We start from the raw sequence: 24,356 nt of genomic DNA, 5'->3' as shown, positions 1-24,356 counted from the left end.
TTGTAACGTCCCTTATTCACCGGTCAATCAAATACTATTCAACCAGCTGTAGTTTTATTTTGATTAGTTCAGCAGTATTCAACCAATATTTGCATAGTAAAATAAAAAAGCCCACATCTAAATGATGTGGGCTTAAATCAAGATACTGATATTTCTTAGTATACTCGAGCCTTAGGCTTAATATATTCAATATCGTCTGACATGGTGTATTCATGGACAGGACGGTAATCAATTTTCACATTACCTTTGTCATCACACCATGCGAGTGTGTGCTTCATCCATTCCTTGTCATCACGCTCTGAGAAGTCTTCACGTGCATGCGCACCACGACTTTCTTTACGGTTGGCCGCGCCATTTACTGTCACTGCTGCCTGCCCGATGAGGTTATCCAGCTCTAATGTTTCCACAAGATCTGTGTTCCAGATGAGGCTTTGATCTTTAACATCCAAATCAGGCATACCTGTGTAACATTCAGTAATTTTCGCCACACCTTCTTCAAGAACTTCACCAGTTCTGAAAACTGCACAATTGGCTTGCATCGCTTTTTGCATTTGCAAACGAAGTTGCGAAGTTGGCGTACCACCTTTTTTGTTACGGTAGTGATCAAGACGATCAAGAGAATTTGTTCCAGCGTAAGCTGGCAACTCTGCCTGACGTGCGTTTGCTTCTAAGACATCACCACAACGAAGACCTGCAGCACGACCAAACACAACCAAGTCGATCAATGAGTTTGATCCAAGACGGTTAGCACCGTGCACTGACACACAAGCAGCTTCACCAACAGCCATAAGACCAGGTACAACTGCATCAGGGTCATCGCCCTTCTTAGTCAGCACTTCACCATGATAATTGGTCGGAATACCACCCATATTATAGTGAACTGTCGGAATGACCGGAATTGGCTCCTTAGTCACATCAACACCAGCGAAGACGCGCGCACTTTCAGAAATACCTGGCAAGCGAGCTTGTAAAACCTTAGGGTCAAGGTGATCTAGATGAAGGAAGATGTGGTCATTTTCATCACCGACACCACGACCTTCTCGAACTTCCATTGTCATACAACGAGAAACAACATCACGAGACGCTAGATCTTTGTAAGTTGGTGCATAACGCTCCATAAAGCGCTCACCTTGTGAGTTCGTCAGGTAACCACCTTCACCACGTGCACCTTCAGTGATCAAACAACCCGATCCATAGATACCTGTTGGGTGGAACTGAACAAACTCCATATCTTGTAATGGCAAACCGGCACGAAGCACCATGGCATTACCATCACCAGTACATGTGTGTGCAGATGTACAAGAGAAGTAAGCACGACCATACCCACCAGTTGCCAAGATAACACGCTGAGCCCGGAAACGGTGCATTTCACCATTATCTAGCTGCCATGTCGTAACACCACGACAAGAACCATCATCATCCATGATGAGATCCATTGCGAAATGCTCGATGAAAAACTCAACATCGTGACGCAATGACTGACCATAAAGAGTGTGAAGCATTGCGTGACCAGTCCGGTCAGCAGCTGCACATGTACGCTGAACTGGCGGACCTTCACCAAATTCAGTTGTGTGACCACCAAAAGGACGTTGGTAGATTTTACCTTCGTCGGTACGCGAGAAAGGCATACCCCAGTGCTCTAATTCATAAACAGCATCTGGCGCATGTCGCACAAGATATTCGATTGAATCTTGATCACCCAACCAGTCTGACCCTTTAACGGTATCAAACATGTGCCAGCGCCAGTCATCACCATTTTCCATATTTCCCAAAGATGCAGCAATACCACCCTGGGCTGCTACTGTGTGGGAACGCGTTGGGAAAACTTTTGATATACAAGCAGTTTTCAATCCAGCTTGAGCAGCACCAAGAGCCGCACGCAAACCAGAACCACCTGCACCAACAACGACGACATCAAACGTGTGATCAATCCACTTATAGTCGCTCATCTCAATTGCCTTTCTTATTCGCCCGCGCCATCACTGTGGGGGCGATCAAATTTTTTTATGCTACTGCAACTTTTAATACGGAGAACACGGCTGCTGCGATAAGGCCGTAGCTTGCGAAGGTGTTTAAGATCAACAATGCAATGCGCATTGTGTGACCAGTAATATAATCTTCAATCACAACCTGAAGCCCCAAACGCATGTGATAGATTGTGCCGCAAACAGCAAGCAATACTAAAATCGCGTTGAATGGGTGGCTCAACCAAGCTTCCGCATTTGCAAAACGAGCTGCAGTATCGTCACCGCGCGTCGCACATAGAAGAGACACTAGAAACCAAGGGACCAGAAAAACCAGCGCTACAGCAGAAACGCGCTGAGCTATAAAATGGCCCGCACCATCACGTGCAGATCCAAGACCACGAACTTTACCTAAAGGTGTACGCATTGAGTTTGACATTGATACTCTCCCTTACACCGCTACGCCCGGGATGAGACCCGCAAAGAACCAAACACCAACCGCACCGAGCACACCGAATGCAATCGTGAAATAAGACCAGAAATTTGCGACTGCTGGTGTAAATCCCTTTCCCATATCCCAGAAAAGAAAACGAACACCTTGCGCCAAGTGGTACATCACTGAAACTGTAAAGCCGAAAAGAATTATCTTTCCAAAAATTGATGTAAAGAACACATCATAACATCTGTAGATGTCACCGCCGGATGCGATAGCAAACAGCCAACCAACAACAATTGCGACACCCAACGCATTACCAACGCCTGTGATACGTTGCATAATCGACGTTAACATCGTTGGGTGGAATTTCCATACTTGTAGATGCGGCGACAATGGACGCTTGTCTGCCTCGACCTGATTGGCCATGAATGCCCCTTTTCCGCGCTAAAACTGCGAATGCTGTTTCATCATTTTTTGCATACTGTAATTAGCCGCTCTTAATGAGGTGTCAACGTATTGCAATCTCTTAGGGACCATATGTCTGCACTATATTTTATGTTATAGCGCTAACATTTTGCACTTGCATTTCATTCTTAAAAACTCAGGCTTTTCAAGAGGTAACTCCGCACCTACTTACTCATTATGATGTTAATGCCGCGGACTAAAGCAAAATGAAAATAGCAATAATCGAAACAGGCCTTCCACCTGAGACTATTCGTTCAGATTTCCCAACCTACCCAGTGATGTTTGAACAGCTCTTCAATTCCGTGACCGATCAATTTCAATTTGAAACTTTTCGTATTTGTGAACACCCTTTTTCAAAAGACCAACTTCCGTCCATAGATTTATTTGATGGTTTTCTCATCACTGGTTCAGCGGCGGGAGTTTACGAAGACCATGCATGGATATCTCCCCTGCTTCAATTCATTCGAGATATTGCCACCGCAAACAAACCTCAAATTGGCATATGCTTTGGGCATCAAGCGATTGCACAAGCTTTCAATGGAAATGTTGTCAAATCAGAAAAAGGTTGGGGAGCTGGCCGGCACACTTACAATGTCAATTCACGGCCCGATTGGTTTTCCCAAAATGTGGAAGAGTTCTACTTATCCGTAAGCCATCAAGATCAAGTTGAAATTCAACCGCCCAACAGTGAACTTCTTGCCTCTTCTGAATTTTGTGAATTTGCTGCGCTCTATTACCCGCAAGCACCAGCTTTATCTTTTCAAGGGCATCCAGAGTTCAGCATAGAATACTCAACGGCACTGTATAGTGTCCGAAGAGGTACAATTTTGGCACCCGAATTCGTCGACCAAGCCGTAGCGTCTTTGCACAATACCAAAGATGATAATCAACTCGTCGCCAAATGGATGTGCGATTTTATTACAGCTCACCAACCAAGCGATTTGTAACTTCAATCATTACATCAGGGTTCAAATAAACGAGCGTCCCAACAAAACAAACTGTTGAGATTGCAATAATTTTAGAGATAACACCGCCTCGTGATTTCTCAGGATACCTTGGCGACCTATCTTCACTAAAACGTAAGTTCAACATAGTGACCTCTAGATTCAGATATAAACAAGCTGAATCTAGCAAGAAACATTCCACACTATTTGGCATAGCCGCGTGGATTTATGTTCAGAAATGACATTACTCCAGTCGATGTCGCTTTGAAACGGGTTGATTTAGCTAAACCTGACCAGCAAACTTAATGATGATATCAGACAATTCATCGCTCACATCTTCCTGTAGGAAGTGCCCTCCACCGGTAAGAATTGTATGATCTTGCCCTTCACATCCGGGCACCAGCTTTTGAAAGATTTTTTCACCACCTGCCGTCACAGGGTCTTGGTCCGAAAAGCAAGTTAAAAATGGCTTGTTAAATTGGCTCAATACCTTCCAAGCTTCTTTGTTATCTTTTGCGCCATCAGCATCTGGTGATGTTGGAACCAATTTGGGGAAGATTCTAGCCCCAGCTTTATAGGTCTCATCTGGATATGGAGCATCATACGCTGCAATTTCAGTATCACTTAGCTTTCTAACCGTGCCTCGGCTAATGACACCTCCAGCTGGAAACACTGGCACTGATTGGGAATACTCTTGCCATTGCAAAAACGCTTCACTGGCAGAATGCTCTCCAGTAGGCAATCCAGTGTTGGCAGCTATAACGCCGCTAAACTGATCGGAGTATTTTGCAACCAGCCTCAATCCAATTAACCCACCCCAGTCCTGACAAAACAAAACTGCATTTTGAATTTTCAAGGCCTCAAACCAATCGCTCATCCAATCAACGTGTCGGCTATAGGTATAATCGGAAGTCTCACTGGGCTTATCTGATCTTCCAAATCCGATAAGATCTGGCGCGATCACCCTAAAACCCGCCTCCGACACTTTTTTGATCATAAATCGATACAAATAAGACCAACTAGGTTCACCATGCATCATTAAGATGACTCGCCCATCTTTAGGCCCCTCATCGATGTAATGCAGACGCAGAGTCCCGGTTTCATGCCCTACGACATCATAATAATGGGGTGCGAATTCATAGTCAGGCAAATTTTGGAATCTTGAATCTGGTGTTCTTAGAATATCCATGTCGTCACTCATTCCCAATTTTAGATCTCGAACAGTTCTAATTGAGAGTATGAGGGAGCCAAAACTTAATTCAACTCGTCACCTAACGTCATATTTTGGGAAAATATCGCTTGGTACCTCTGGTCCGACTCGAACGGACACTTCCGAAGAAATTGGATTTTGAATCCAACGCGTCTACCAATTCCGCCACAGAGGCAACCTAAGCGAGGCGGGAAAATGACAGAGACACAGCCAAAGGTCAAATGGTTTTAAACACTTTTTTGAAATAATCTTCATACCCAATTTTGTGCAGACAATATTGAGATTTATCTTTATCCGAACACATTCAGGTATTAATCCTGCATCACAGTTTTTCAGCGCACAAATTTAACGCGAATATGAGTACCGGGCTATGAATCAAATAGTTAGTGAATCACCTTCCAAACAGGCAGTCGACATGAAGCATTCAAAGCCCAGCCTAATTGAATCCATAGAGGACTTAGCTGAAAACGCTCCTGAGGAAGGTATCACTCTCAAAGAGCTTACACACGCACTGGAGGGACAAGCTTTTGGTGCCGCGCTCTTTATCCTAGCTCTGCCTTGCTGTGTCCCATTTTTATACCTCGTCCCACAGATTGTAGCTCTTCCAATGGCAGCTATTGCATTTCAAATGGTAATGGGCCGCAAAGAGCCATGGTTGCCAACGAAATTCGCAGAGCGCAAAATATCTAAAGAAGGCCTTCAAAACACTGCCAAAGGTGGCCGTAAGTATTTTGGTTGGGTCGAAAAAATATCTCGTCCACGTTTGACCTTTTTCGCAAGTTCCAAATTGGATCGTGTAATTGGTTTGATCCTTGTCATATTCTGTCTTTCCATCCTTACACCATTACCTGCAACCAATACCATTCCGGGGTTTGCAGTTGCGATGGTTTCTTTTGGTCGCATGGAACGCGACGGCATCCTAACCGTCGGAGGTTTATTGCTGGGAATAATATGGGTAAGTGCTTTGATTACGGTCGCGACTTTGATTGCCACAGGCCTTGTGACAGGTAATTTACTTGATCCTGGTGAAACATTAAAAGTTCTATTGGGACGTTAAGTCACAATCACATCATAACGCATTGCTTTCTTCCTCGATATGAAGAAAACATACGACATGATAGAAAAGCTATTCACGTCCCGCATATGGCCATACGCAGCCATACTTGTGAGCATATTTATGCTCGCAAGCGCCCACGCATTTGAGAATTTTGGCAAAATGTTTCCATGCGAACTTTGCCTAAAGCAAAGAGAACCCTATTGGGCAGCAATTTTCTTAGCGATATCGGGACTCGTACTTTTTCGTGCCAAATCAAACTGGCCAATTCTAAAAGTCACCAACCTACTACTGGGTTTGGTTTTTCTTTATGGAACTGGATACGCACTTTATCATTCAGGCGTGGAATGGGGGCTCTTCGAAGCTGGTTGTCAAAGCGTGGATTTAGATCCCACTCAAAGCTTATCACTAGATGCACCAATCGTTGTGGGAAAGTGCGACGAGCCGCCACTCGTGATTTTTGGCGTCACAATGGCCAATATGAATGCATTCGCTGCAATGCTTCTTGCAATGGCCTCCTTTATGAGCGCCTTTCGCAAAAATCAAAATTGAATTAGAGTCACCTCTAGTTTCTGAGCCTTTTAAAGGAGTCTCAAAATGCCACGTCCACGCCCCCTATCCCGCCGTGTTGAGGAAATGATCCGAGTAGATCATGCTGGTGAGTACGCAGCGGTTGGCATTTATAAAGGACAACGCGCAGTCTTCGAACGTCTTCAAGGTAAATCCAAAATCGTGGACGACCTCACTCATATGGAAGAAGAAGAGCAAGATCACCTCGATGCTTTTGATGAACTCATTCAAACAAAAGGAGTTCGTCCAACAGCAATGACGCCAATCTGGGGCGTCGCATCATATGGATTAGGCGTTGCAACAGCACTTCTTGGTGAAAAAGCGGCCCATGCCTGCACAGAAGCAGTAGAGACAGTGATCGAACAACACTATGATGATCAGGTAAAAGAATTAGAAAAACGCGGCGAGACGGAATATGCGCCAATGTTTGCCAAATTCCGAGATGATGAAGCAGCTCACAAACATTATGCAATTGAAGAAGGCGCACACGAGGCTCCTGCATATCCGCTTTTATCTGGTTTCATAAAAGCTGGCTGTCGCTTTGCCATTAAAGTTTCAGAAAAGATCTAAAATAGCTTTTGCGCACTCAGGATTTTCTCCCAAGTGCGCAAAGCTTTTCAAGACTGCATTAATCCAGAAGGTCGAAACGATCTGCATCCATTACTTTTGACCAAGCGCTTACAAAGTCTTTGATGAATTTGATCTTGTTATCATCCTGCGCATACACTTCTGCATAAGCACGTAGGATAGAGTTTGAACCAAATACCAAATCCGCGCTTGTTGCAGTGAATTTGATCTGACCTGTCGTGCGATCTCTAACTTCGTATGCGCCTGCACCATCTGGGTGCCAGCTATATGCCATGTCAGTTAGGTTGACGAAGAAGTCAGTCGTCAATGCACCAACATTGTCAGTGAAGACACCATGCTTGCTGCCGCCATAATTGGCACCAATGACACGCAATCCACCAAGAAGCACAGTCATGTCTTGAGCCGTTAAGCCCATCAATTGAGCGCGGTCTAAAAGCATTTCTTCTGGGCTAACAGCATAGTCTTTTTGCTGATAATTACGGAAGCCATCTGCAACAGGCTCAAGCGGCGCAAAGGATTCAGCATCTGTCATTTCTTCAGTTGCATCACCACGACCAGGGCTGAATGGAAGCTCTACTTTATAGCCAGCGGCAGCGATTGCTTTTTCAACACCAACATTACCAGCAAGCACAATCACATCAGCAATTGAAACACCTGTTTGATCTGCGATTGGCTCAAGTTCGGATAGCACTTTTACAAGGCGGGCAGGCTCATTACCTTCCCAATTTTTTTGCGGGGCCAAACGAATACGCGCACCATTAGCACCGCCTCGTTTATCAGATCCGCGATAAGTTCTTGCGCTATTCCAAGCTGTCGCAACCATGTCAGCAACGCTTAAGTCCGTGCTTCCAATTAGAGCTTTAACCGCGGCAACATCATAGTCAGATTTCCCAGCTTCAATTGGATCTTGCCAGATCAAGTTTTCTTCCGGCACTTCCGGCCCGATATAGCAAGCTTTTGGCCCCATATCGCGGTGAGTTAGTTTAAACCAAGCGCGGGCGAATGTGTCTCTGAAATACGCTTCATCTGCGATGAATTTCTCACTGATCGCCCGGTAAGCTGGATCAATTTTCAACGCCATGTCAGCATCAGTCATCACAGGCATGCGGCGCACAGAAGGGTCTGTTGCATCCACCGGCATGTCTTCTTCTTTGATGTCGATTGGCTTCCATTGTGTGGCACCAGCAGGAGATTTTGTTAGCTCCCACTCATATCCAAACAATAGCTTGAAAAAGCCCATGTCAAATTTCGTTGGCTCAGTTGTCCAAGCCCCTTCAATTCCTGATGATACAGTATCAGATGCACGCCCAGTTGCGTTTGGGTTATCCCAACCAAAACCTTGCGCTTCAACACCAGCAGCTTCTGGCTCAACGCCAAGTGCGCCAGCATCGCCATTCCCGTGCGCCTTACCAACAGAGTGACCACCAGCTGTAAGCGCTACAGTCTCTTCATCATTCATCGCCATACGCGCAAATGTTTCGCGCATGTGCAATGCAGTTGTGGCCGGGTCGGAGTTTCCGTTCACACCTTCCGGGTTCACATAGATAAGACCCATTTGAACAGCGGCGAGAGGATTTTCAATACTTTGGGCATCTTCCACACTCTCATAGCGCTCGTCGCTTGGGGCCAGCCATTCTTTTTCAGCTCCCCAATATGTGTCTGTTTCTGGTGCCCAAATGTCTTCGCGCCCATAGCCAAAACCAAATGTTTTAAGACCCATGGATTCATACGCAACATTACCAGCCAAGATCATCAAATCTGCCCAGCTTAATGCGTTCCCATATTTCTTTTTAATCGGCCATAAAAGGCGGCGAGCTTTATCAAGACTGACATTATCAGGCCAAGAATTTAAAGGCGCGAAGCGTTGATTACCTGTAGAGGCACCACCACGTCCATCGGCATTTCTATATGTCCCAGCTGAGTGCCAAGCCATGCGGATCATCAAGCCACCATAATGGCCCCAGTCAGCAGGCCACCATGGCTGGCTGTCTGTCATCAAAGCCGTTAGATCTTTTTTGACCGCGTCAAAATCCAACCCCTTTACCGCTTCACGGTAGTCAAAGTTCTGATCCATTGGGTTTGTACGCACACCATGTTGGTGAAGAATGTCGAGGTTTAGTGCATTGGGCCACCATTGGGTGACTGGTTTTTCCATTTTGGTGTTACCACCATGCATTACCGGACATTTTCCTACTGTAAATTTAGTCATGATTGCCTCGTTATTAATTGCAGTGTTTTTGCTGGAGCCTTGAGCAATTTCTAAACGCTATGCATCATATTGAACATAACCTGCTTTCGAACTTACTCTTCAGCCAGCGATGAGCTCAGTTTAGAATGATTCCAAAATAAATAATAGTGATATTTAAGCATATCAAACATCACAAATATTTATATTTACACGACTCGTAAATGTTGATGCTTTAATCTCTTAACAAGCAAAAATAGAATGGGAGGTTTTATTGATGAGCAAATACATCCTGACAAAATCTGAAATTGATGCATTCGAAGGTTCTGAAAAAACTCATTTTCTCAATGACAATGCGAAGCGATTAAATAAATCTCTTGGCGATCTTACTAGCCTTCAAGGGTTTGGATTTCATCTTATAGAAGTTGCTCCAGGGGACGAAACAACAGAACAACACATGCATCACCATGAAGATGAATGTGTTTATATATTGGAAGGAACAGCTACCGCTATCATCGACGATGAATCGCACACTGTTTCAGCTGGTGATTTTATCGGATATCGCGCCGGTGGTGCATCCCATACGATAATTAATACTGGGGAAACCATCCTCAAAGCAATAGTTGTCGGCCAACGCCTAGACCATGATGTTGTTGATTACCCCAAACAGAATAAACGATTATTCCGCCAAAAAGGACTGGAATGGGATCTGGTTGATGTCGACCATTTAGATCATCCAAACGCCGGCAAGAAATAACATTCAAGATTTTTATAAGGTCGATTTTCTAACCGCAACAGTGCGAACTGCGTACTTCGCCTCATACACCCGAACGTCCAAGATAAATATTTTACATAATAAAATCAATGCATTTTATCATATTGAAAATATTTTCTCCAAATATACTTTACCGCTTATGTATTTTTTGTTACCTCAACACATCGAAATACATAAGGGCTTATGCAATGAAATCCAAACTCGGTACTCAACTCCGGCATATCATAGAGCTGTTGGACGGAGCTGTAGCAGATTCATATGAAAAGAGCGGCCTAGACTACCGCCCCAGATATACGCCCGTCATGAAAGCTCTCATTCAATTGAAAACATGCACAATTAGCGAAATCGCTACCCATGCGAAAATAACGCAACCCGCAGCTACACAAACTGTCAAATTAATGGCTAAAGCAAATCTCATTTCGATCACAAAAAGCGAAAAAGACGGACGTGAGCGCCTGATCGGCATGACCGATTACGCCAAAAGCATCACCCCTCAACTTCAAAACCATTGGACCTTTACTCAGCAAGCGGCAGCAAGCTTGGACAATGACTTAGGGTATTCGTTTTCAGAAATTCTCAATCAGGTCACTCAAGCACTCGCTCAAAAGGATTTTGCTGCACGCATTCAAGAAGCCCAACAAAATTCAAAACTCGAAGATCAAACGGAGCAATAGCCCAATGCAGAAAACACCGACTTTATTTCTAAGCGCAATTTCAGCTTTTTATCTTTGCGGGTGTTCATTTTCCACCGCATCAGCCCAGCTTCCTCCAAAACAACTCCATGAACATATGCCGCTCACAGTAGTTGATGGCTTAAAAGAAGCTATTTCAACTTCATACGTAGATGTAGAAAAAGCGACAATGATGCTCGATCATCTGGATAAAATCGACAACAATCAACAGATTCAAATGAAAGAAGATCCAGAAACGTTTGCTGAATTTTTGACAAAAGAGCTCCAACAGGTATCCGGCGACCAACACATCAGAATTCAATACTCTCCTATCGCTTTAGATATTCCAGATAGTGAACAGGTCTCCAGAGATTTTGAAGACTCGATGGAAATGAAGTTTTGGAAATCGAGAAATCTAGGGTTTGAAAAAGTTGAACGGCTACCTTTCAATGTAGGCTATTTAAAGCTATCCGCGTTTGCGCCTGTCGAGCAGGCAAAAGCGAAACTCGCCGCTTCCTTTGAGTTCCTTAAAGATACAGACAGCTTTATTCTCGATCTTCGCGGCAATTTTGGTGGGTATGAATATACTGATCAACTAATCGCTAGCTATTTTCTGAAGGAAAAGACACATTTACTGGACATGCATTCCCGCAAAACTGGCGAAATAGAAGAGCGCTGGAGTGATAGCCAACTCAATGGCCCTAGATATGGTACTGACCGACCAGTCTATATTCTGATCGATGAGAACACATTCTCCGCAGGAGAATCTTTATCGTACATGATGAAACATATAGACCGTGCGACCATTGTTGGCACGAAAAGCATTGGAGCTGCCAATGCGGGCAGCGATATACAAATAACCCAACATTTTAGCGCCTTTATACCAACCCGACGCCCGGTCTATACCTCTACAAACAGCAATTTTGAAGGCAAAGGAGTGGTGCCCCACATAGAGGCACCATCATCTTCCGCTCTAAATATTGCTCAGACCCACTATTTAGACATCCTCAAGACAACAACTAATGATGCAAGGAAGCTAAAGAGAATTGAAGCACGTATATCCAAGTTGGTTGAAGATAATAAAATAGAATAAAAATCCATCCCCCCTACTCCAAGAGCTTCGTTTCGCGCTGGGATGAAGCTCTTCATGTAGCGTTCAAAACCTTATTCTATCGCAGCCTGCAACATGGATAAAACAGTAAACCTTCTATTTGGGACGGCTAATCATAACATCCAACAAACGCACAACTTCGATAGAAGCTTTCTCCATGTCTTCAACAGCATTAACCGCCCCATCGCGATCACCTCGCGCGAATAGTGAGGCAGCCTTTTTTCCATAATTATGAACATCGGAATGCGGCTTTTGAATTTCAATGAAGGATGGATGTTGAGAAATTGAAACATCAGAAACTTTATCATACCACTTCCCTAGTCGGCAGGAATGATGATCTGACAATTCAGCCGCAGTAAGATTGTTCAATCCAACCAACATTTCAGATAGGTTCTTTTTCCACAAGAAGTGGTCAGATTTTGCACGGTGCAGGACATAATTTGGTATTTCAAGTTTATCCAACTGAGCAAACTGCCTATTGATGTTTTTCTCAGATTTCACAACTGAATCAATGACATTATCTCCAAAGGAAGTTGCTTTTTCACAGACATGAGCAATATGTGATACGCCTTGGGATATTTCAGATGTTGCCTTGGATTGCTCTTTCAATACATGTTCAATTTCCGACATATTGTTAGACGTTCCGCTCGCCAATTCACTTGCCTGCGAAGAGAGTTCTTCTGTCGCAACAGTTAACTCTTTCGCTGCAGAGACAGAAGCCAATGCTTCTTCAACGCACTGAGTCAAATTTCCAGACACCGAGCGCAATTCATCAATTAACGCTCCTATTTGTTCAGTTGCCTTTTGAGTTTCACCAGATAGCGTCTTAACTTCCTCAGCCACAACTGCGAAGCCTTTACCAGCTTCACCAGCTCTTGCAGCTTCAATTGTGGCATTCAATGCTAGCAAGTTTGTTTGCTGAGCAATCCCGTCTATTGTGCCAATAAATGCAGTTATCTTTTCAACTGCGCTGGTCACTGATGATGTTTCGCTTTCCGTGCTCGTCATGGAATGACCAATACGTTCCATGGCATCTGACGTCATTTGAACTTTTTGACGGCACTCATTCATCAATTCTGAAGACGAATTTACATCATTTGCAGCTTTAGTAGCTGTTTCAGAAATCTGGCCCGTCGATACATCTAACTCCTCAACGGCAGCCGCGATAATTTGCGTTTGCTCTCTTGCAGCTCTCACCTCACCGATGCTTCGCGCAACGGCAGCCATGGATTCGCTCGCCTGAACCGAATAATCCACAGTACATTCTAGGTCTTCAACATTTCGTTGCTGAATAGAATCAAACAATTTCTGAAGAGGCTGGGAAATATTATGTGGAAGAATGGCAAAATCCGGCTGCTTGCCCAATTGGATCTCACGACACACCTTCTCTAAAATCGGCACCAAACTCTCAATTTCTCTGTCATTTGCGTGAGCTTCTCCTCGAAAAGCAGCAATGTTCTCAGCGTTGCGAGTTCTACGCAATTTTAACATTTGAATTCCCCTCAAAAAATGTAGGGGCATTCAAATGCCTTTTAGTTAAGAAAGAACTATTGAACTTTGGTTTCTTTCAGCTCTGCTGCAGGAAGCCAATCTGAATCAATGGACCTAGCTTAAATCTCTGGCTTTTCATTGGCCATATTGTTGGGATCTTTTTGCAATTCGATGTCCCAATATAGATAATCCAACCACGTTGAATGCAAGTGATTAGGGGGGAATTTGCGACCCATATTCTGTAAATGATATGTATCAGGACATGAAGGCGCTGGCTCTACAACCATTCCAGCATCCACTGGCATGCGCCCTCCCTTTTTCAAATTACAAGGGCTACAAGCCGTCACAATATTTTCCCAATTTGTTTTCCCTCCCCTGTGCCGCGGGATGACATGATCGAAAGTCAAATCATCAGGGGATCCACAATACACGCATTTAAACCCGTCTCGGAGGAATAAATTGAAACGCGTGAATGCGGGCGCACGATTCTGTTTAACGAATTCTCGTAACGCAATAACAGAAGGCAGACGCATTTCAAAAGATGGTGAATGCACTACAAAATCATATTCCGCGATCACATCAACTTTTCCGAGAAAGACGGATTTCACAGCTTCTTGCCAAGGCCATAGGGAAAGCGGAAAATAAGACAATGGCCTAAAATCCGCGTTCAAGACGAGCGCCGGCGAAGACGCAATCTGCTTGGATAACAATTCAGCCACGACGATCCTCCCTTCGCAGAGGCCGCTATGCCGCGTTTGCGGCTAGCAGCCGGAAACCTGTCACAGAATACCGATTGAATACTCTGTCATTTAAGTTGTAATCGATACTTCACGACACTCCAGTGACAATCAAGATAAAACATCAAAATAAACTGAAATAAAATTTGCACCTTACACAACAAAAAACGAAATAAATCACTGTTTAAAAACATATTACTCTGAAATTTACTTGCAGCCTTGAATACAAATATTGCCAGATGATGGAAAGTATGAATTAGACTTACAAGAAAGCATTTCTCTTCTGCATTCGTGAGTCTGCATTTCATGACCAATAACAATAATCAAATTGCCCCCCTCCAACTGGGAGCAATAGTTCCTGCAAATTTGAAAGGTCCGCTAATACTGGTTCTAGCAGCCGTATGTATTGGACTTGCTCCTATTGGTTTGCGTTTCTCAACAATGGAACCAACGATAACTGCTGTATGGAGATTTGTATTTGCAGTTCCTGTATTAGTGGTTGCTGCGTTCATCTTCAAACAACCCATTGGTCGCCCCAATAAAGCCCTCATCGCTGCTGGTGTGTTTTTCAGTCTGGACATGTGTTTTTGGCATTTAGCACTCGTTAGAACTTCAGTCGCCAATGCTACTTTTTTCGTTAACCTCGGGTCTGTCGCAGTAGGTTTAGCGGCGTGGCTAGTCCTAAAGCAGCGCCCTTCAATCAGCTGGCCAGTGGCCGCTTTATTAGCAACAGCTGGCGCTGCGGCCATGGCATTTGGCGCATCCGAAGACAGCGCATCCGATCTAACTGGCGATAGTTTAGCCTTGATCGCAGCGGCTTGCATCACTGGCTACTTGCTTTTTGCAACGATAGCTCGCTCAAGTGTTTCAGGATTCCAAGCGATATTTTGGATAACAATTTCAGCAATACCAGTGGGGCTTATATTTGCTTTGATATTAGGTGAAGAAATCTTTCCTCACCACTATTCAGACTTCGCTGCCCCTCTGTTTTTAGCATTTTTTGCACAAGCCCTGGGACAAGGTTTATTGGTTTATGGAGTGGGTTTAACAACACCGTCTATTGGAGGCGTGATATTACTCATTCAACCTGTCATAGCTGGATTGATTGCTTGGCCGTTATTTGGCGAAGAATTAGCGCTGATCCAAATGGCTGGAGCCGCACTAATTCTATTCGGCGTATGGTTAGCTGGGAAAGGAAAATAGCATTTCTATTTTTTCAAATGTGCATCTGAAACTAGTTCCACTATATCACCCATCAGATCGGTAATTTGAAAATCCTTAGGTGTATAGACACGTTTGATACCCATTTGCTTGAGCGCCATCGCATCTTCATTTGGAATAATACCGCCAACCACAAGAGGAATGTTATCCAATCCTTTTTCACGCATAACACGAGCTGTCTCACGCGCTAAATCCAAATGAGACCCAGACAATACTGACAAGCCAACGATGTGAGCGTCATTATCAATTGCCTGCTGGACTATTTCTTCCGGTGTGAAACGAATTCCTTCATAAATCACTTTCATTCCGCATGCGCGGCCACGCGTTGCAATTTGTTCGGCACCATTGGAGTGACCATCCAGTCCCGGCTTACCAAGTACATATGTTAAAGTTCGTCCAAGCAGTTCTGACACCTTCTCAACATCTGCTTTTACTTTTTCAATATCTTCATCACCATCGGTGGCTATCACAACCGAAACTCCAGTCGGTCCACGATATTCTCCAAACACCTCACGTAGCGTCTCACCCCATTCACCAATGGTGACGCCAGCTTTAACCGCCTCAATCGTTTTGGGCATAATGTTTTGCCCTTCGGAGGCTGCTTCTTTCAAAGCTGCAATCGCGCGACCACATGCAAGACTATCACGATCTTTTCGCCACTGCCTGAGACGCTCAATCTGGGCATACTCTTCTGCTGGGTCCACAGTCATAATGGCGTCATCGCCAGTCGCTAAAGGGCTTGGCTCTGTAGCAGTAAAAGCATTCACACCGATAACCTTTTGATCACCGCCTTCAATGCCCATAACACGCTCTTTTTGCGATGCAACAAGCTGCTCCTTCATGAATTCAACAGAATTTACAGCACCGCCCATTTCATCAATTTCGTCTAATTGAGCGCGCGCGCCCTCTTTGAGTTCATCTGTCTTGGCTTCAACCACATGTGAGCCATCAAACAGGTCTTCATATTCTAGAAGGTCTGTTTCAAACGCCATGATTTGTTGCATGCGCAATGACCATTGCTGATCCCAAGGGCGCGGTAGTCCCAACGCCTCATTCCATGCCGGTAATTGAAGAGCTCGACAACGTGCACGCTTGGAAAGCGTCACAGCCATTGCTTCCAACAAAATACGATACACATTATTCTCGGGTTGCTGTTCAGTTAATCCCAGGGAATTAACCTGCACCCCATACCTGAAGCGCAATGCCTTTTCAGATTTTACGCCGTAACGTTCGCGACCAATCTCTTCCCACAGATCAACGAATGCGCGCATTTTACATAGTTCCGTCACGAAACGAACGCCTGCATTTACGAAAAATGAAATACGTGCAAAGACAGTTTCAAAATCTTCCTCCGGAACCTGCCCTCCAGCCTTCACTGCATCCAGAACGGCACAAGCTGTTGCCAATGCATAAGCAAGCTCTTGCTCTGGTGTCGCACCGGCCTCTTGCAAATGATAGGAACATACATTCAACGGATTCCATTTGGGTGTTTCAGTATAACACCAAGACACCATATCAGAGATCAGACGCATTGAGGGCCCGGGCGGGAATACATATGTCCCACGCGATAAGTACTCTTTAATGATGTCGTTTTGGGTAGTACCCATCAACACATTACGATCTGCGCCCTGCTCATCTGCAAGTGCCACATATAGTGCCAACATATAGCTTGCCGGTGCATTTATCGTCATAGAAGTGTTCATTTGAGCAACTTCAATGCCGTCAAACAATGTCCGCATATCACCGAGGTGACCGACTGGAACTCCAACCTTCCCTACCTCACCTTTTGCGAGGATGTGGTCAGAATCATAAGCCGTCTGTGTTGGCAAATCAAAAGCAATAGAAAGCCCCGTTTGTCCCTTTGCCAGATTGCTCCGATACAGGGCATTAGATTTTTCTGCCGTTGAGTGTCCCGAATAAGTGCGGAAGATCCACGGTCTGTCTGCTGCGTGCTGATAGGCTTTGTTACCCATTCTAAATTTCTCCCATGTTGCGGCGCAGCATGCCAGAATTTAGCCATCGCAACAAGTCCCCAAAATCAATACTTTTGAAGAGCTATGCCATTGAAGAATTTTTCAATCATCTGAAATACAGAACTTTCAGCATGAAACTTCAATAGAAGGATTACACTCACAACAATTTATGATAACGGTATCATCGATCAATTCATACAAACATTTGGATTTCAGTTTATGCAAAGCATCGAATATCTGGGATTTTTAGCAGCGATACTGACAACAGGTTCTTTTTTGCCGCAAGCCCTCATGACGTTAAGAACAAAGAATACCGACGGTATTTCACTCACCATGTATTCGCTATTTACGATAGGCGTAGCATTCTGGTTTATCTATGGAATTCTTTTATCGAGCTGGTCACTAATAATCGCCAACTCGATCACTTTTTTACTCGCTGCCAGTATTTTGGCTGTAAAACTAACCAATTTGAAGAACGAACAACCTACAGATTAAGAAAACCAACCTAGGCTTCCTCTATTCCTTACTTCAATCGTTGTACTCTAAAAGCACGCTTATTTCCAATTCTTAAGGTATATCCACCCAACAATTTCTTCTTAATGACTGCTTCTTTTCCTAGAGAAGACTTAACCCTTACTATATAATCATCAGCTTCTAGCTGCTTCCACACTTGCCCATTTTCCAAATACACAATCGCCTTTTTGAGTGGTGTCAATTCGATTCTAACAATCTGCGAAGCAATTTGTTTCAGCTCTTTCTTTCTCTCAATGTTCGAAACTGCTTGCCCCTTTGAAGCACTTTTTGTTTGAACTCTAGCCTGTTGATCAATCGATTGCCCAAAAACCTTTTCCGCAGCTTTCTGCGTTTGCTCATTCTGACGAACAGTTATTTCCAATTGCTCTTGAGCACTAAGTTTCTCAACTGGGAACGCCGCTTCCAAAGCCGGCATGGCTTGGTCCAAACACGCTAACCGCTCTGAATTACTGGCCAGAGCCCTACAAGCCAAAACATCCTGAACACTCGCATCTTTTGCCGGATCAGACATTTCCTGAGCATCCGCCATTCCACTAATCCCCGCAGCACACAGAACCATAGCAGCAAGTTTATTGAAGCGTTTGAGCATGACCATGAAACATTCCTTCCAGTTACACTATTCTATATTGCCTACTTCCTCTCTGACTTCAAATAAAACCCGAATAATATTCGTAACAACAGACTACCTTATTGCGACGCACAAAAATCACTTGTCAAATTTGCTGCAATGCAGTATTTTGAGATCAGAACAGAAAACCAGATCAGTTGCTCCAATAAACTAACCAATAATTGCAGCTGAAGCCCGAGGACACAGCTCATGTTAGATACACCAAAGAAAGATCTTTATGATTTAGGTGAATTGCCGCAAAACTATCACGTGCCAAAGCAAATGCATGCTTGGGCCATTCGCCGGGAACGCCACGGTCGGCCAAATGAATCCATGCAGCTGGAAGTCGTTGACACGCCTGAATTAGGTGAAAACGATGTGCTTGTTTATGTAATGGCTGCCGGTGTGAACTATAATGGTGTTTGGGCAGGATTGGGTGAACCGATTTCACCGTTTGATGTACACAAAGAACCCTACCACATCGCCGGTTCCGATGCGTCTGGTATCGTTTGGGCTGTTGGTAAAAGCGTAAAACGCTGGAAACCAGGTGATGAAGTTGTAATCCACTGTAACCAAGACGACGGAGATGATGAAGAATGTAATGGTGGTGATCCTATGTATTCATCATCCCAGCGTATTTGGGGATATGAGACACCAGATGGGTCATTTGCTCAATTCTGCCGCGTACAAGATAGACAGCTTATGGTTCGCCCTAAACACCTTTCGTGGGAAGAGTCTGCTTGTTACACGCTGACATTGGCGACCGCCTACCGCATGTTATTTGGGCACGCACCACATGAAATAAAACCTGGTCAAAACATCCTAGTTTGGGGTGCATCTGGTGGTCTTGGATCATATGCCATCCAACTTGCTAAAATTGCAGGTGCGAACGCAATTGGGGTGGTGTCTTCAGAAGACAAAAAGCAATTTGTCCTTGATCAAGGCGCGATGGCAGTTTTGAACCGCAAAGACTTTAACTGTTGGGGACAATTGCCTACTGTTAATGGTCCTGAGTTTGATGCTTACATGAAGGAATGCCGCAAATTTGGTAAAGCCATTCGTGAAATCACCGGCGGAAAAGACCTTGATATGGTTTTTGAGCACCCTGGTGAAGCAACAATGCCCGTTTCCGTATTCCTAGTGAAGCGCGGTGGAATGGTCGTTATTTGTGCGGGTACTTCGGGCTTCAACCTGACAATGGATGCACGTTTCTTATGGATGCGCCAAAAGCGTGTTCAAGGTTCTCACTTTGCCAACCTAAAACAAGCAGCCGCCGCCAATGAGTTGGTGTGCCAGGAACGCATTGACCCCTGCATGTCTGAAGTCTTCCCTTGGGATGAAATTCCAGCAGCACACGAAAAAATGCTAGATAATCAACACTTACCCGGCAATATGGCTGTTCTGGTAAACGCCCCTAAAACAGGCATGAAAACACTAGACGGCCTGAAGTAAAGCCGAATGTAAATAGCCGATTATCGCCAGATCAAACGGCAATGAATTGCTATCCCCTCCCTGAGAAATTACGGAGGGGATTTATGATCTCACAACACGAAAAAGCAAAAAAATTTCAATCTCTTCACGAGAACGGAAATTTCTTTATATTACCAAATCCTTGGGATGTTGGTTCAGCTAAACTTATGTCGAGCAAGGGCTTCAATGCGCTAGCCACCACAAGTGCCGGCTTTGCTATGACGCTGGGTAAAAAAGACTATCAATTATCTCGCGACGAACTGCTTGTTCATATCCAATCGATTACTCAGAATTCTGACTTACCTCTTACGGCAGACCTTGAAAACGGTTTCGGAGACTCTCCTGAAGTTTGTGCTCAAACAATCAAGCTTGGCGCTCAGGCTGGCCTAGTTGGCGGCTCCATAGAAGACTTCACCCGCAATTCCGATGCTCCCCAATATGATATCACATTTGCAAAAGAGCGCGTTGCCGCCGCTGTTGAGGCTGCCAACTCTCTTGATTTTCCATTTATGCTTACAGCACGAGCAGAAAATTTCTTTACAGGGATTCCAGATCTGAAAGATACGATTTTAAGGCTACAAGCCTATCAAGAAGCTGGTGCACATGTACTCTACGCACCAGCTCTGAGAACTCTGGATGATATCAAAACAGTTTTGTCTGAAGTAGATAGGCCCCTCAATGTATTGCTCGGGCCGGTGACAGATTTCGTAAATATGCAAACTCTAAAAGACATCGGCGTCACCCGAGTAAGTATGGGACCAGTCTTAATGAATAACGCCTATAGCGGACTACTACATTCACTGGAGCAGTTATCCACTAAAGGTGAACTCACTCCTATTATGCAGGGCATAGAGAATGAAGGCCTAATAGCAGCGACGAATTAGCCTCTTTTGCAAGTGCATGCTTGCCTTGTACGCCACAAAAGCGCATTGATGGGCCACAATTTCATCTAGCGTATAAAGTATGAGCGCAAGCATGCCCGCAGACAGTTCCAACATCACCCAAACTCCACCTAAGAAAAAACTCGGTATTACCGAAGAGGGCTGGCTTACGGATTGTTGGTATTTTGCTGCAACCTCAAAAGAACTCGTCGCAGGAAAACATATCCACCGCGAGATATTGGGTCAGCCAATACTATTGGGTCGCTCAGGTGATGGGAAGCCATTCGCTCTTAGAGACATCTGTCCACATAGACTTGTACCTCTATCCTCCGGCCGGCAATTAGAAACAGATGGCTCGCCCACAATTGAATGCCCATATCATGGCTGGCGCTTTGGAACTGCTGATGGGGTGTGCAAACACATGCCCTCTCTCACCCCTGAGGATACAACTGATCCATCTCGGGTAAAAGTACGCAAATATCCACTGCATGAAGCCAATGGCGTCGTATATGTTTATGTTTCTCACAATCCGCGTTTTGACGGTGAGCCAGTTGTCGAGCCGCCAGATTTTGGCAAACTGCCAGCACAGCCAACATTCGTGATCTCAGAAGATTTTAATGCCCATATGGATGATGCCGTTGTGGGATTGATGGATCCTGCCCACGTGCCATTTGTACATAATCAATGGTGGTGGAGACCTCCATCTGCGGGTTTTAAAATCAAGAAAAAACCTTTTGAACCTCGTACACGCGGTTGGGCAATCGCACGCCACACACCATCGGGAAATTCTAAACTTTACAATATGGTCTTCGGTGATGCAGTTACCACCGAAATAGTGTTTCAATTACCGGGCATGCGTTGGGAAGTTGTTGAAAACGAAAAATCACGCTTTTTCACACTCACCTGCCTTTTGCCTCAACAAGAAAAGCTAACAAAAGTCGTTCAAATCACTTGGATCGAAAACGCACCACTCCTAAAGCTAGCAACACCTCTTTTAAAGCGCATGGGAACTACATTCCTGCTCCAAGACAAAGAAATGGTGGATCTACAAAATCGCGGCATGAAATATCAAAAGAACATGTTATGGATTGATGATATTGATGTGCAGGCCAAATGGTATCAGCAACTCAAACGTGAATGGGTTGCTACGCGCACAGAAAACCGCGAATTTGAAAACCCAATCCAACCGCGCACGCTAAGCTGGCGAAGTTAATCCGCCAGTTAGCAATGCTTCAACTCTATTGAAAATCAGACGTTTCTAAATAGGCTGTTTGTGCTTTTTCAACTGGGATCACAACATTCTCGGCTGAGATAAATTCTCCTGCCTCCTCGTTGAATTTAAATCGGGCACCGGCCTCGACATTGGCATCTTCCAAAATTTGAACAATGTAGTCTTTACCCGGACGAGGCCCAATATCACGAACCAAATAAGCATCGCTAAGATGCTTCACTAAAGTATAGCTGATTTCTGGTGACGCATTTTCCGAAACAGGAAGATGAAGGACAGGCGTAGACAATTTAAACTCAATATTCTCAAACACCCTTTCACCACCACGCTCAAAGTGCCCTTTATAGATATCAGCTTTAAACTCCGTAATGGGATTTTTAGCTGCAAGTTCGAGGCGATCTAAATCAAAATTTTCCGGCAAGATGGTTACCATGCCATCATAACTCTGACGCCATTCTTGAAATCGCGCTTTGTCATCGTGATTGGCAAATACTGCAGGTGTCAAAATCTGACGATCATGTGGCTGTCCATATAACGCCATATGATAGACCAACAAGTTTTCCAGACCAATCACAGCCATGCCATGGCTGCCCATGCGGCTATGCTGAGTGTGGTCTACATGTTGTTGAACCGCTGCAGTTTGAGATTGCGAAGACTCAACAGCGCTGACGGCCCCATCATTCTCGCCACAGGCACTAAGCAATACGCTCGTTGATAGCAGAACCGCTACAGAATAACTCGCTACCTTCATGATTTCATTTCCATTTTTAATGAATACAAATGATCCAATAAAGACCATAAAAAAGCGTCCGATTTTTCAAAATCACCACTCAGAATAAATTCGATCGATTGAATGGTTTCATCGCTCGCATCCAAACCTTCTTTTTTGTGGACCTGCTCCACAATTTCTCTTGTCCATTCGGGATGAAACTGAAGTCCCACAAATCGCTTTTCAGCTATGAATGCCTGATTCTGACACATCGTTGTGGAGGCCAATCTTAACGCTTCGCTCGGAATTTCGAAATTGTAGCTATGCCATTCCATAACCGTCTCAGGCAGTGGCATATTTTCAGGCAATTCAGCTTCAATCATTCTTTGAAGATCAAACTGAATACCGTGCCAACCAATTTCTTCTTTTGACAGCTTAAAAACTTTGGCACCAAGGGCATGGGCCAGCAATTGACTACCAAGGCAGATGCCAAGCACGGGTATCTGAGCTGCACAACATTTTTGGATGAAAGCTATTTCTCGCAAAAGCCAAGGATGAAGTTCTCGCTCGTGTACATTGACCGCCCCACCCAAAATAATAAGCAATTCAAATTCCGGAACATTATCTCCGTTTTTAAAAGTATCCGGCGTTATGACAACATGTGAAAGTTCTCGTTCTTCCAACCAAATGAGAATTTTGCCTGCGTTCTCATGTACTTCATTTTGAACAATACATATGTTGTACTTGGCATCAGTCACTGTCCGAATGCCTCTGCTGAATACCAGCCCGCAATAGCGCTAGCAAAGATACCAAGCACCAAGTCCCCTCAAGAACAACAAATGGAATGTAGTTGATCATCCATGATGCCAAGGCAGCTAACCCGGCACCAATAAAGTTCATTCCAGAATACACAATTCCTTTTTGATCCAGCTTTCCAGCCAGATTTAGCGCAAATGCCAGCAGCAGAAGTGCGACGCCTGTCGAACCAATTATGTCAGAAGGATTGAAATGCATTACCTACCCTTAAATCGCATCAATTGCAGCAAATACATATCACTACAAACTTACGAATAGTAGAAAATTGCATATATTTTAAAATGCGAGCAATCAACCAACAACAAAATCTGATTTTGCAGTTTACTCTACCGCTGGGGACTTCACTGAGTTTGAGGCCACGCCTGCCGCTTCCAATTGAGCCGGCAATTGCCCCGACAACCAGCTAAAGAACATTTTATAGTCTCCCATTAGAGACCACAATGGATATGTAAAAGTAGCAGGCTTATTCTTCTCAATAGTAAAATGAGAAAACCACGCAAAACTGTATCCAGCAAAAGGAGCTGCTATGATCCAAGCTGGGTGTACGGCAATCGCTAGGCCCAAAACAATGAGCGACAGCACAGTCCCAACATAGTGGAATGCTCTGCATTTAGGATCGGAATGTTCACCCAAATAAAATGGGTAGAATTCTTCAAATGACTTAAATTGTTTTTCTGTGCTCATTTTCCTGCCCTCTTATGTTTTGGGCAGTATAC

General features: G+C 44.4%; 25 protein-coding genes and 1 tRNA gene. 12 read left to right on the top strand and 14 right to left on the bottom strand.

Going from position 1 to position 24,356, the window contains the following annotated elements:
• Window positions 1–155: 155 nt before the first annotated feature.
• The 3 genes from sdhA to sdhC are packed head-to-tail and all read right to left on the bottom strand — an operon-like array spanning window position 156 to window position 2,826.
• Window positions 156–1,949, bottom strand: coding sequence for a succinate dehydrogenase flavoprotein subunit (sdhA, locus tag F551_RS0111520; RefSeq protein ID WP_018997660.1), 1,794 nt, complete (start codon window positions 1,947–1,949; stop codon window positions 156–158).
• Between the two features lie 55 nt (window positions 1,950–2,004).
• The gene (gene sdhD / locus F551_RS0111515; RefSeq protein ID WP_018997659.1) at window positions 2,005–2,403 is read right to left on the bottom strand and encodes a succinate dehydrogenase, hydrophobic membrane anchor protein; all 399 of its coding nucleotides are present in this window, start codon (window positions 2,401–2,403) and stop codon (window positions 2,005–2,007) included.
• A 12-nt stretch (window positions 2,404–2,415) separates the two neighbouring features.
• Window positions 2,416–2,826, bottom strand: coding sequence for a succinate dehydrogenase, cytochrome b556 subunit (sdhC, locus tag F551_RS0111510; RefSeq protein ID WP_018997658.1), 411 nt, complete (start codon window positions 2,824–2,826; stop codon window positions 2,416–2,418).
• 245 nt (window positions 2,827–3,071) lie between these two features.
• Here sdhC and F551_RS0111505 point away from each other — a divergent pair, with 245 nt between their 5' ends.
• Window positions 3,072–3,812, top strand: coding sequence for a glutamine amidotransferase-related protein (locus tag F551_RS0111505; RefSeq protein ID WP_018997657.1), 741 nt, complete (start codon window positions 3,072–3,074; stop codon window positions 3,810–3,812).
• A 280-nt stretch (window positions 3,813–4,092) separates the two neighbouring features.
• Here F551_RS0111505 and F551_RS0111495 read toward each other — a convergent pair whose 3' ends face one another.
• Complete coding sequence (locus F551_RS0111495; RefSeq protein ID WP_018997656.1) at window positions 4,093–4,998, bottom strand: haloalkane dehalogenase; 906 nt, start codon at window positions 4,996–4,998, stop codon at window positions 4,093–4,095.
• A gap of 111 nt (window positions 4,999–5,109) precedes the next feature.
• Window positions 5,110–5,194: transfer RNA gene (locus F551_RS0111490), tRNA-Leu, on the bottom strand.
• A 195-nt stretch (window positions 5,195–5,389) separates the two neighbouring features.
• Between F551_RS0111490 and F551_RS0111485 the strand changes: the two genes are divergently transcribed.
• Genes F551_RS0111485 through F551_RS0111475 form a run of 3 tightly spaced genes read left to right on the top strand, consistent with a single transcriptional unit; the run spans window position 5,390 to window position 7,213 of the window.
• Window positions 5,390–6,076, top strand: a complete 687-nt coding sequence (locus F551_RS0111485) for an exopolysaccharide biosynthesis protein (RefSeq protein ID WP_018997655.1) — start codon at window positions 5,390–5,392, stop codon at window positions 6,074–6,076.
• A gap of 57 nt (window positions 6,077–6,133) precedes the next feature.
• Window positions 6,134–6,625, top strand: a complete 492-nt coding sequence (locus F551_RS0111480) for a disulfide bond formation protein B (protein ID WP_018997654.1) — start codon at window positions 6,134–6,136, stop codon at window positions 6,623–6,625.
• 45 nt (window positions 6,626–6,670) lie between these two features.
• On the top strand, window positions 6,671–7,213 hold the full coding sequence (locus F551_RS0111475; protein WP_018997653.1) for a demethoxyubiquinone hydroxylase family protein: 543 nt from the start codon (window positions 6,671–6,673) through the stop codon (window positions 7,211–7,213).
• Between the two features lie 58 nt (window positions 7,214–7,271).
• On the opposite strand, the gene katG is transcribed toward F551_RS0111475, so the two are convergent.
• Window positions 7,272–9,440: a catalase/peroxidase HPI gene (gene katG / locus F551_RS0111470; RefSeq protein ID WP_026296803.1), complete on the bottom strand. Its 2,169-nt coding sequence runs from the start codon at window positions 9,438–9,440 to the stop codon at window positions 7,272–7,274.
• A 253-nt stretch (window positions 9,441–9,693) separates the two neighbouring features.
• On the opposite strand from katG, the gene F551_RS0111465 reads away from it, so the two are divergent.
• From F551_RS0111465 to F551_RS0111455, 3 genes are all read left to right on the top strand, one after another.
• Window positions 9,694–10,173 (top strand): cupin domain-containing protein, encoded by a 480-nt coding sequence (locus F551_RS0111465; protein WP_018997651.1) that lies wholly within the window; start codon window positions 9,694–9,696, stop codon window positions 10,171–10,173.
• A 206-nt stretch (window positions 10,174–10,379) separates the two neighbouring features.
• Window positions 10,380–10,865, top strand: coding sequence for a MarR family winged helix-turn-helix transcriptional regulator (locus F551_RS0111460; protein WP_018997650.1), 486 nt, complete (start codon window positions 10,380–10,382; stop codon window positions 10,863–10,865).
• A 4-nt stretch (window positions 10,866–10,869) separates the two neighbouring features.
• Window positions 10,870–11,955 carry a S41 family peptidase gene (locus tag F551_RS0111455; protein WP_018997649.1) on the top strand — a complete coding sequence of 362 codons (1,086 nt, stop codon included), beginning with the start codon at window positions 10,870–10,872 and terminating at the stop codon, window positions 11,953–11,955.
• A gap of 114 nt (window positions 11,956–12,069) precedes the next feature.
• Here the strand turns inward: F551_RS0111455 and F551_RS16665 are convergent, their stop codons facing one another.
• A complete protein-coding gene (locus tag F551_RS16665; protein WP_018997648.1) occupies window positions 12,070–13,464 on the bottom strand; it encodes a methyl-accepting chemotaxis protein in 1,395 nt (464 codons plus the stop codon).
• A 119-nt stretch (window positions 13,465–13,583) separates the two neighbouring features.
• The gene (locus F551_RS0111445; protein ID WP_018997647.1) at window positions 13,584–14,183 is read right to left on the bottom strand and encodes an HNH endonuclease; all 600 of its coding nucleotides are present in this window, start codon (window positions 14,181–14,183) and stop codon (window positions 13,584–13,586) included.
• 324 nt (window positions 14,184–14,507) lie between these two features.
• Here F551_RS0111445 and F551_RS0111435 point away from each other — a divergent pair, with 324 nt between their 5' ends.
• Entirely contained in the window at window positions 14,508–15,404 is an 897-nt protein-coding gene (locus F551_RS0111435) for a DMT family transporter (protein WP_018997645.1), read from the top strand.
• A gap of 5 nt (window positions 15,405–15,409) precedes the next feature.
• Here F551_RS0111435 and F551_RS0111430 read toward each other — a convergent pair whose 3' ends face one another.
• Window positions 15,410–17,395 (bottom strand): protein meaA, encoded by a 1,986-nt coding sequence (locus F551_RS0111430; protein ID WP_018997644.1) that lies wholly within the window; start codon window positions 17,393–17,395, stop codon window positions 15,410–15,412.
• Between the two features lie 219 nt (window positions 17,396–17,614).
• Between F551_RS0111430 and F551_RS0111425 the strand changes: the two genes are divergently transcribed.
• The gene (locus tag F551_RS0111425) at window positions 17,615–17,890 is read left to right on the top strand and encodes a SemiSWEET transporter (RefSeq protein ID WP_018997643.1); all 276 of its coding nucleotides are present in this window, start codon (window positions 17,615–17,617) and stop codon (window positions 17,888–17,890) included.
• A gap of 28 nt (window positions 17,891–17,918) precedes the next feature.
• On the opposite strand, the gene F551_RS0111420 is transcribed toward F551_RS0111425, so the two are convergent.
• Window positions 17,919–18,524: a hypothetical protein gene (locus tag F551_RS0111420; protein ID WP_018997642.1), complete on the bottom strand. Its 606-nt coding sequence runs from the start codon at window positions 18,522–18,524 to the stop codon at window positions 17,919–17,921.
• Window positions 18,525–18,746: 222 nt separating this feature from the next.
• On the opposite strand from F551_RS0111420, the gene ccrA reads away from it, so the two are divergent.
• The 3 genes from ccrA (at window position 18,747) to F551_RS0111405 (ending at window position 22,100) form a co-directional block, all read left to right on the top strand.
• Window positions 18,747–19,988: a crotonyl-CoA carboxylase/reductase gene (gene ccrA, locus F551_RS0111415; RefSeq protein WP_018997641.1), complete on the top strand. Its 1,242-nt coding sequence runs from the start codon at window positions 18,747–18,749 to the stop codon at window positions 19,986–19,988.
• 83 nt (window positions 19,989–20,071) lie between these two features.
• Window positions 20,072–20,890: an isocitrate lyase/PEP mutase family protein gene (locus F551_RS0111410; protein ID WP_018997640.1), complete on the top strand. Its 819-nt coding sequence runs from the start codon at window positions 20,072–20,074 to the stop codon at window positions 20,888–20,890.
• 91 nt (window positions 20,891–20,981) lie between these two features.
• Entirely contained in the window at window positions 20,982–22,100 is a 1,119-nt protein-coding gene (locus F551_RS0111405) for an aromatic ring-hydroxylating oxygenase subunit alpha (protein WP_018997639.1), read from the top strand.
• A 25-nt stretch (window positions 22,101–22,125) separates the two neighbouring features.
• On the opposite strand, the gene F551_RS0111400 is transcribed toward F551_RS0111405, so the two are convergent.
• From F551_RS0111400 to F551_RS0111385, 4 genes are all read right to left on the bottom strand, one after another.
• On the bottom strand, window positions 22,126–22,866 hold the full coding sequence (locus F551_RS0111400; RefSeq protein ID WP_155825963.1) for a hypothetical protein: 741 nt from the start codon (window positions 22,864–22,866) through the stop codon (window positions 22,126–22,128).
• Complete coding sequence (locus F551_RS0111395) at window positions 22,863–23,582, bottom strand: type 1 glutamine amidotransferase (RefSeq protein ID WP_018997637.1); 720 nt, start codon at window positions 23,580–23,582, stop codon at window positions 22,863–22,865. The genes F551_RS0111400 and F551_RS0111395 overlap by 4 nt, the downstream gene beginning before the upstream one ends.
• On the bottom strand, window positions 23,575–23,838 hold the full coding sequence (locus tag F551_RS0111390; protein ID WP_018997636.1) for a CBU_0592 family membrane protein: 264 nt from the start codon (window positions 23,836–23,838) through the stop codon (window positions 23,575–23,577). The genes F551_RS0111395 and F551_RS0111390 overlap by 8 nt, the downstream gene beginning before the upstream one ends.
• Before the next feature lie 123 nt (window positions 23,839–23,961).
• Window positions 23,962–24,324 carry a DUF962 domain-containing protein gene (locus tag F551_RS0111385; RefSeq protein ID WP_018997635.1) on the bottom strand — a complete coding sequence of 121 codons (363 nt, stop codon included), beginning with the start codon at window positions 24,322–24,324 and terminating at the stop codon, window positions 23,962–23,964.
• Window positions 24,325–24,356 lie beyond the last annotated feature (32 nt).

Origin of the sequence: Hirschia maritima DSM 19733, assembly GCF_000378345.1 — a bacterium.
Classification (GTDB): Bacteria; Pseudomonadota; Alphaproteobacteria; order Caulobacterales; family Hyphomonadaceae; genus Hirschia; species Hirschia maritima.
Note: the sequence above shows the minus strand (reverse complement) of the source record. Positions and strands in the feature narration are given on the sequence as shown.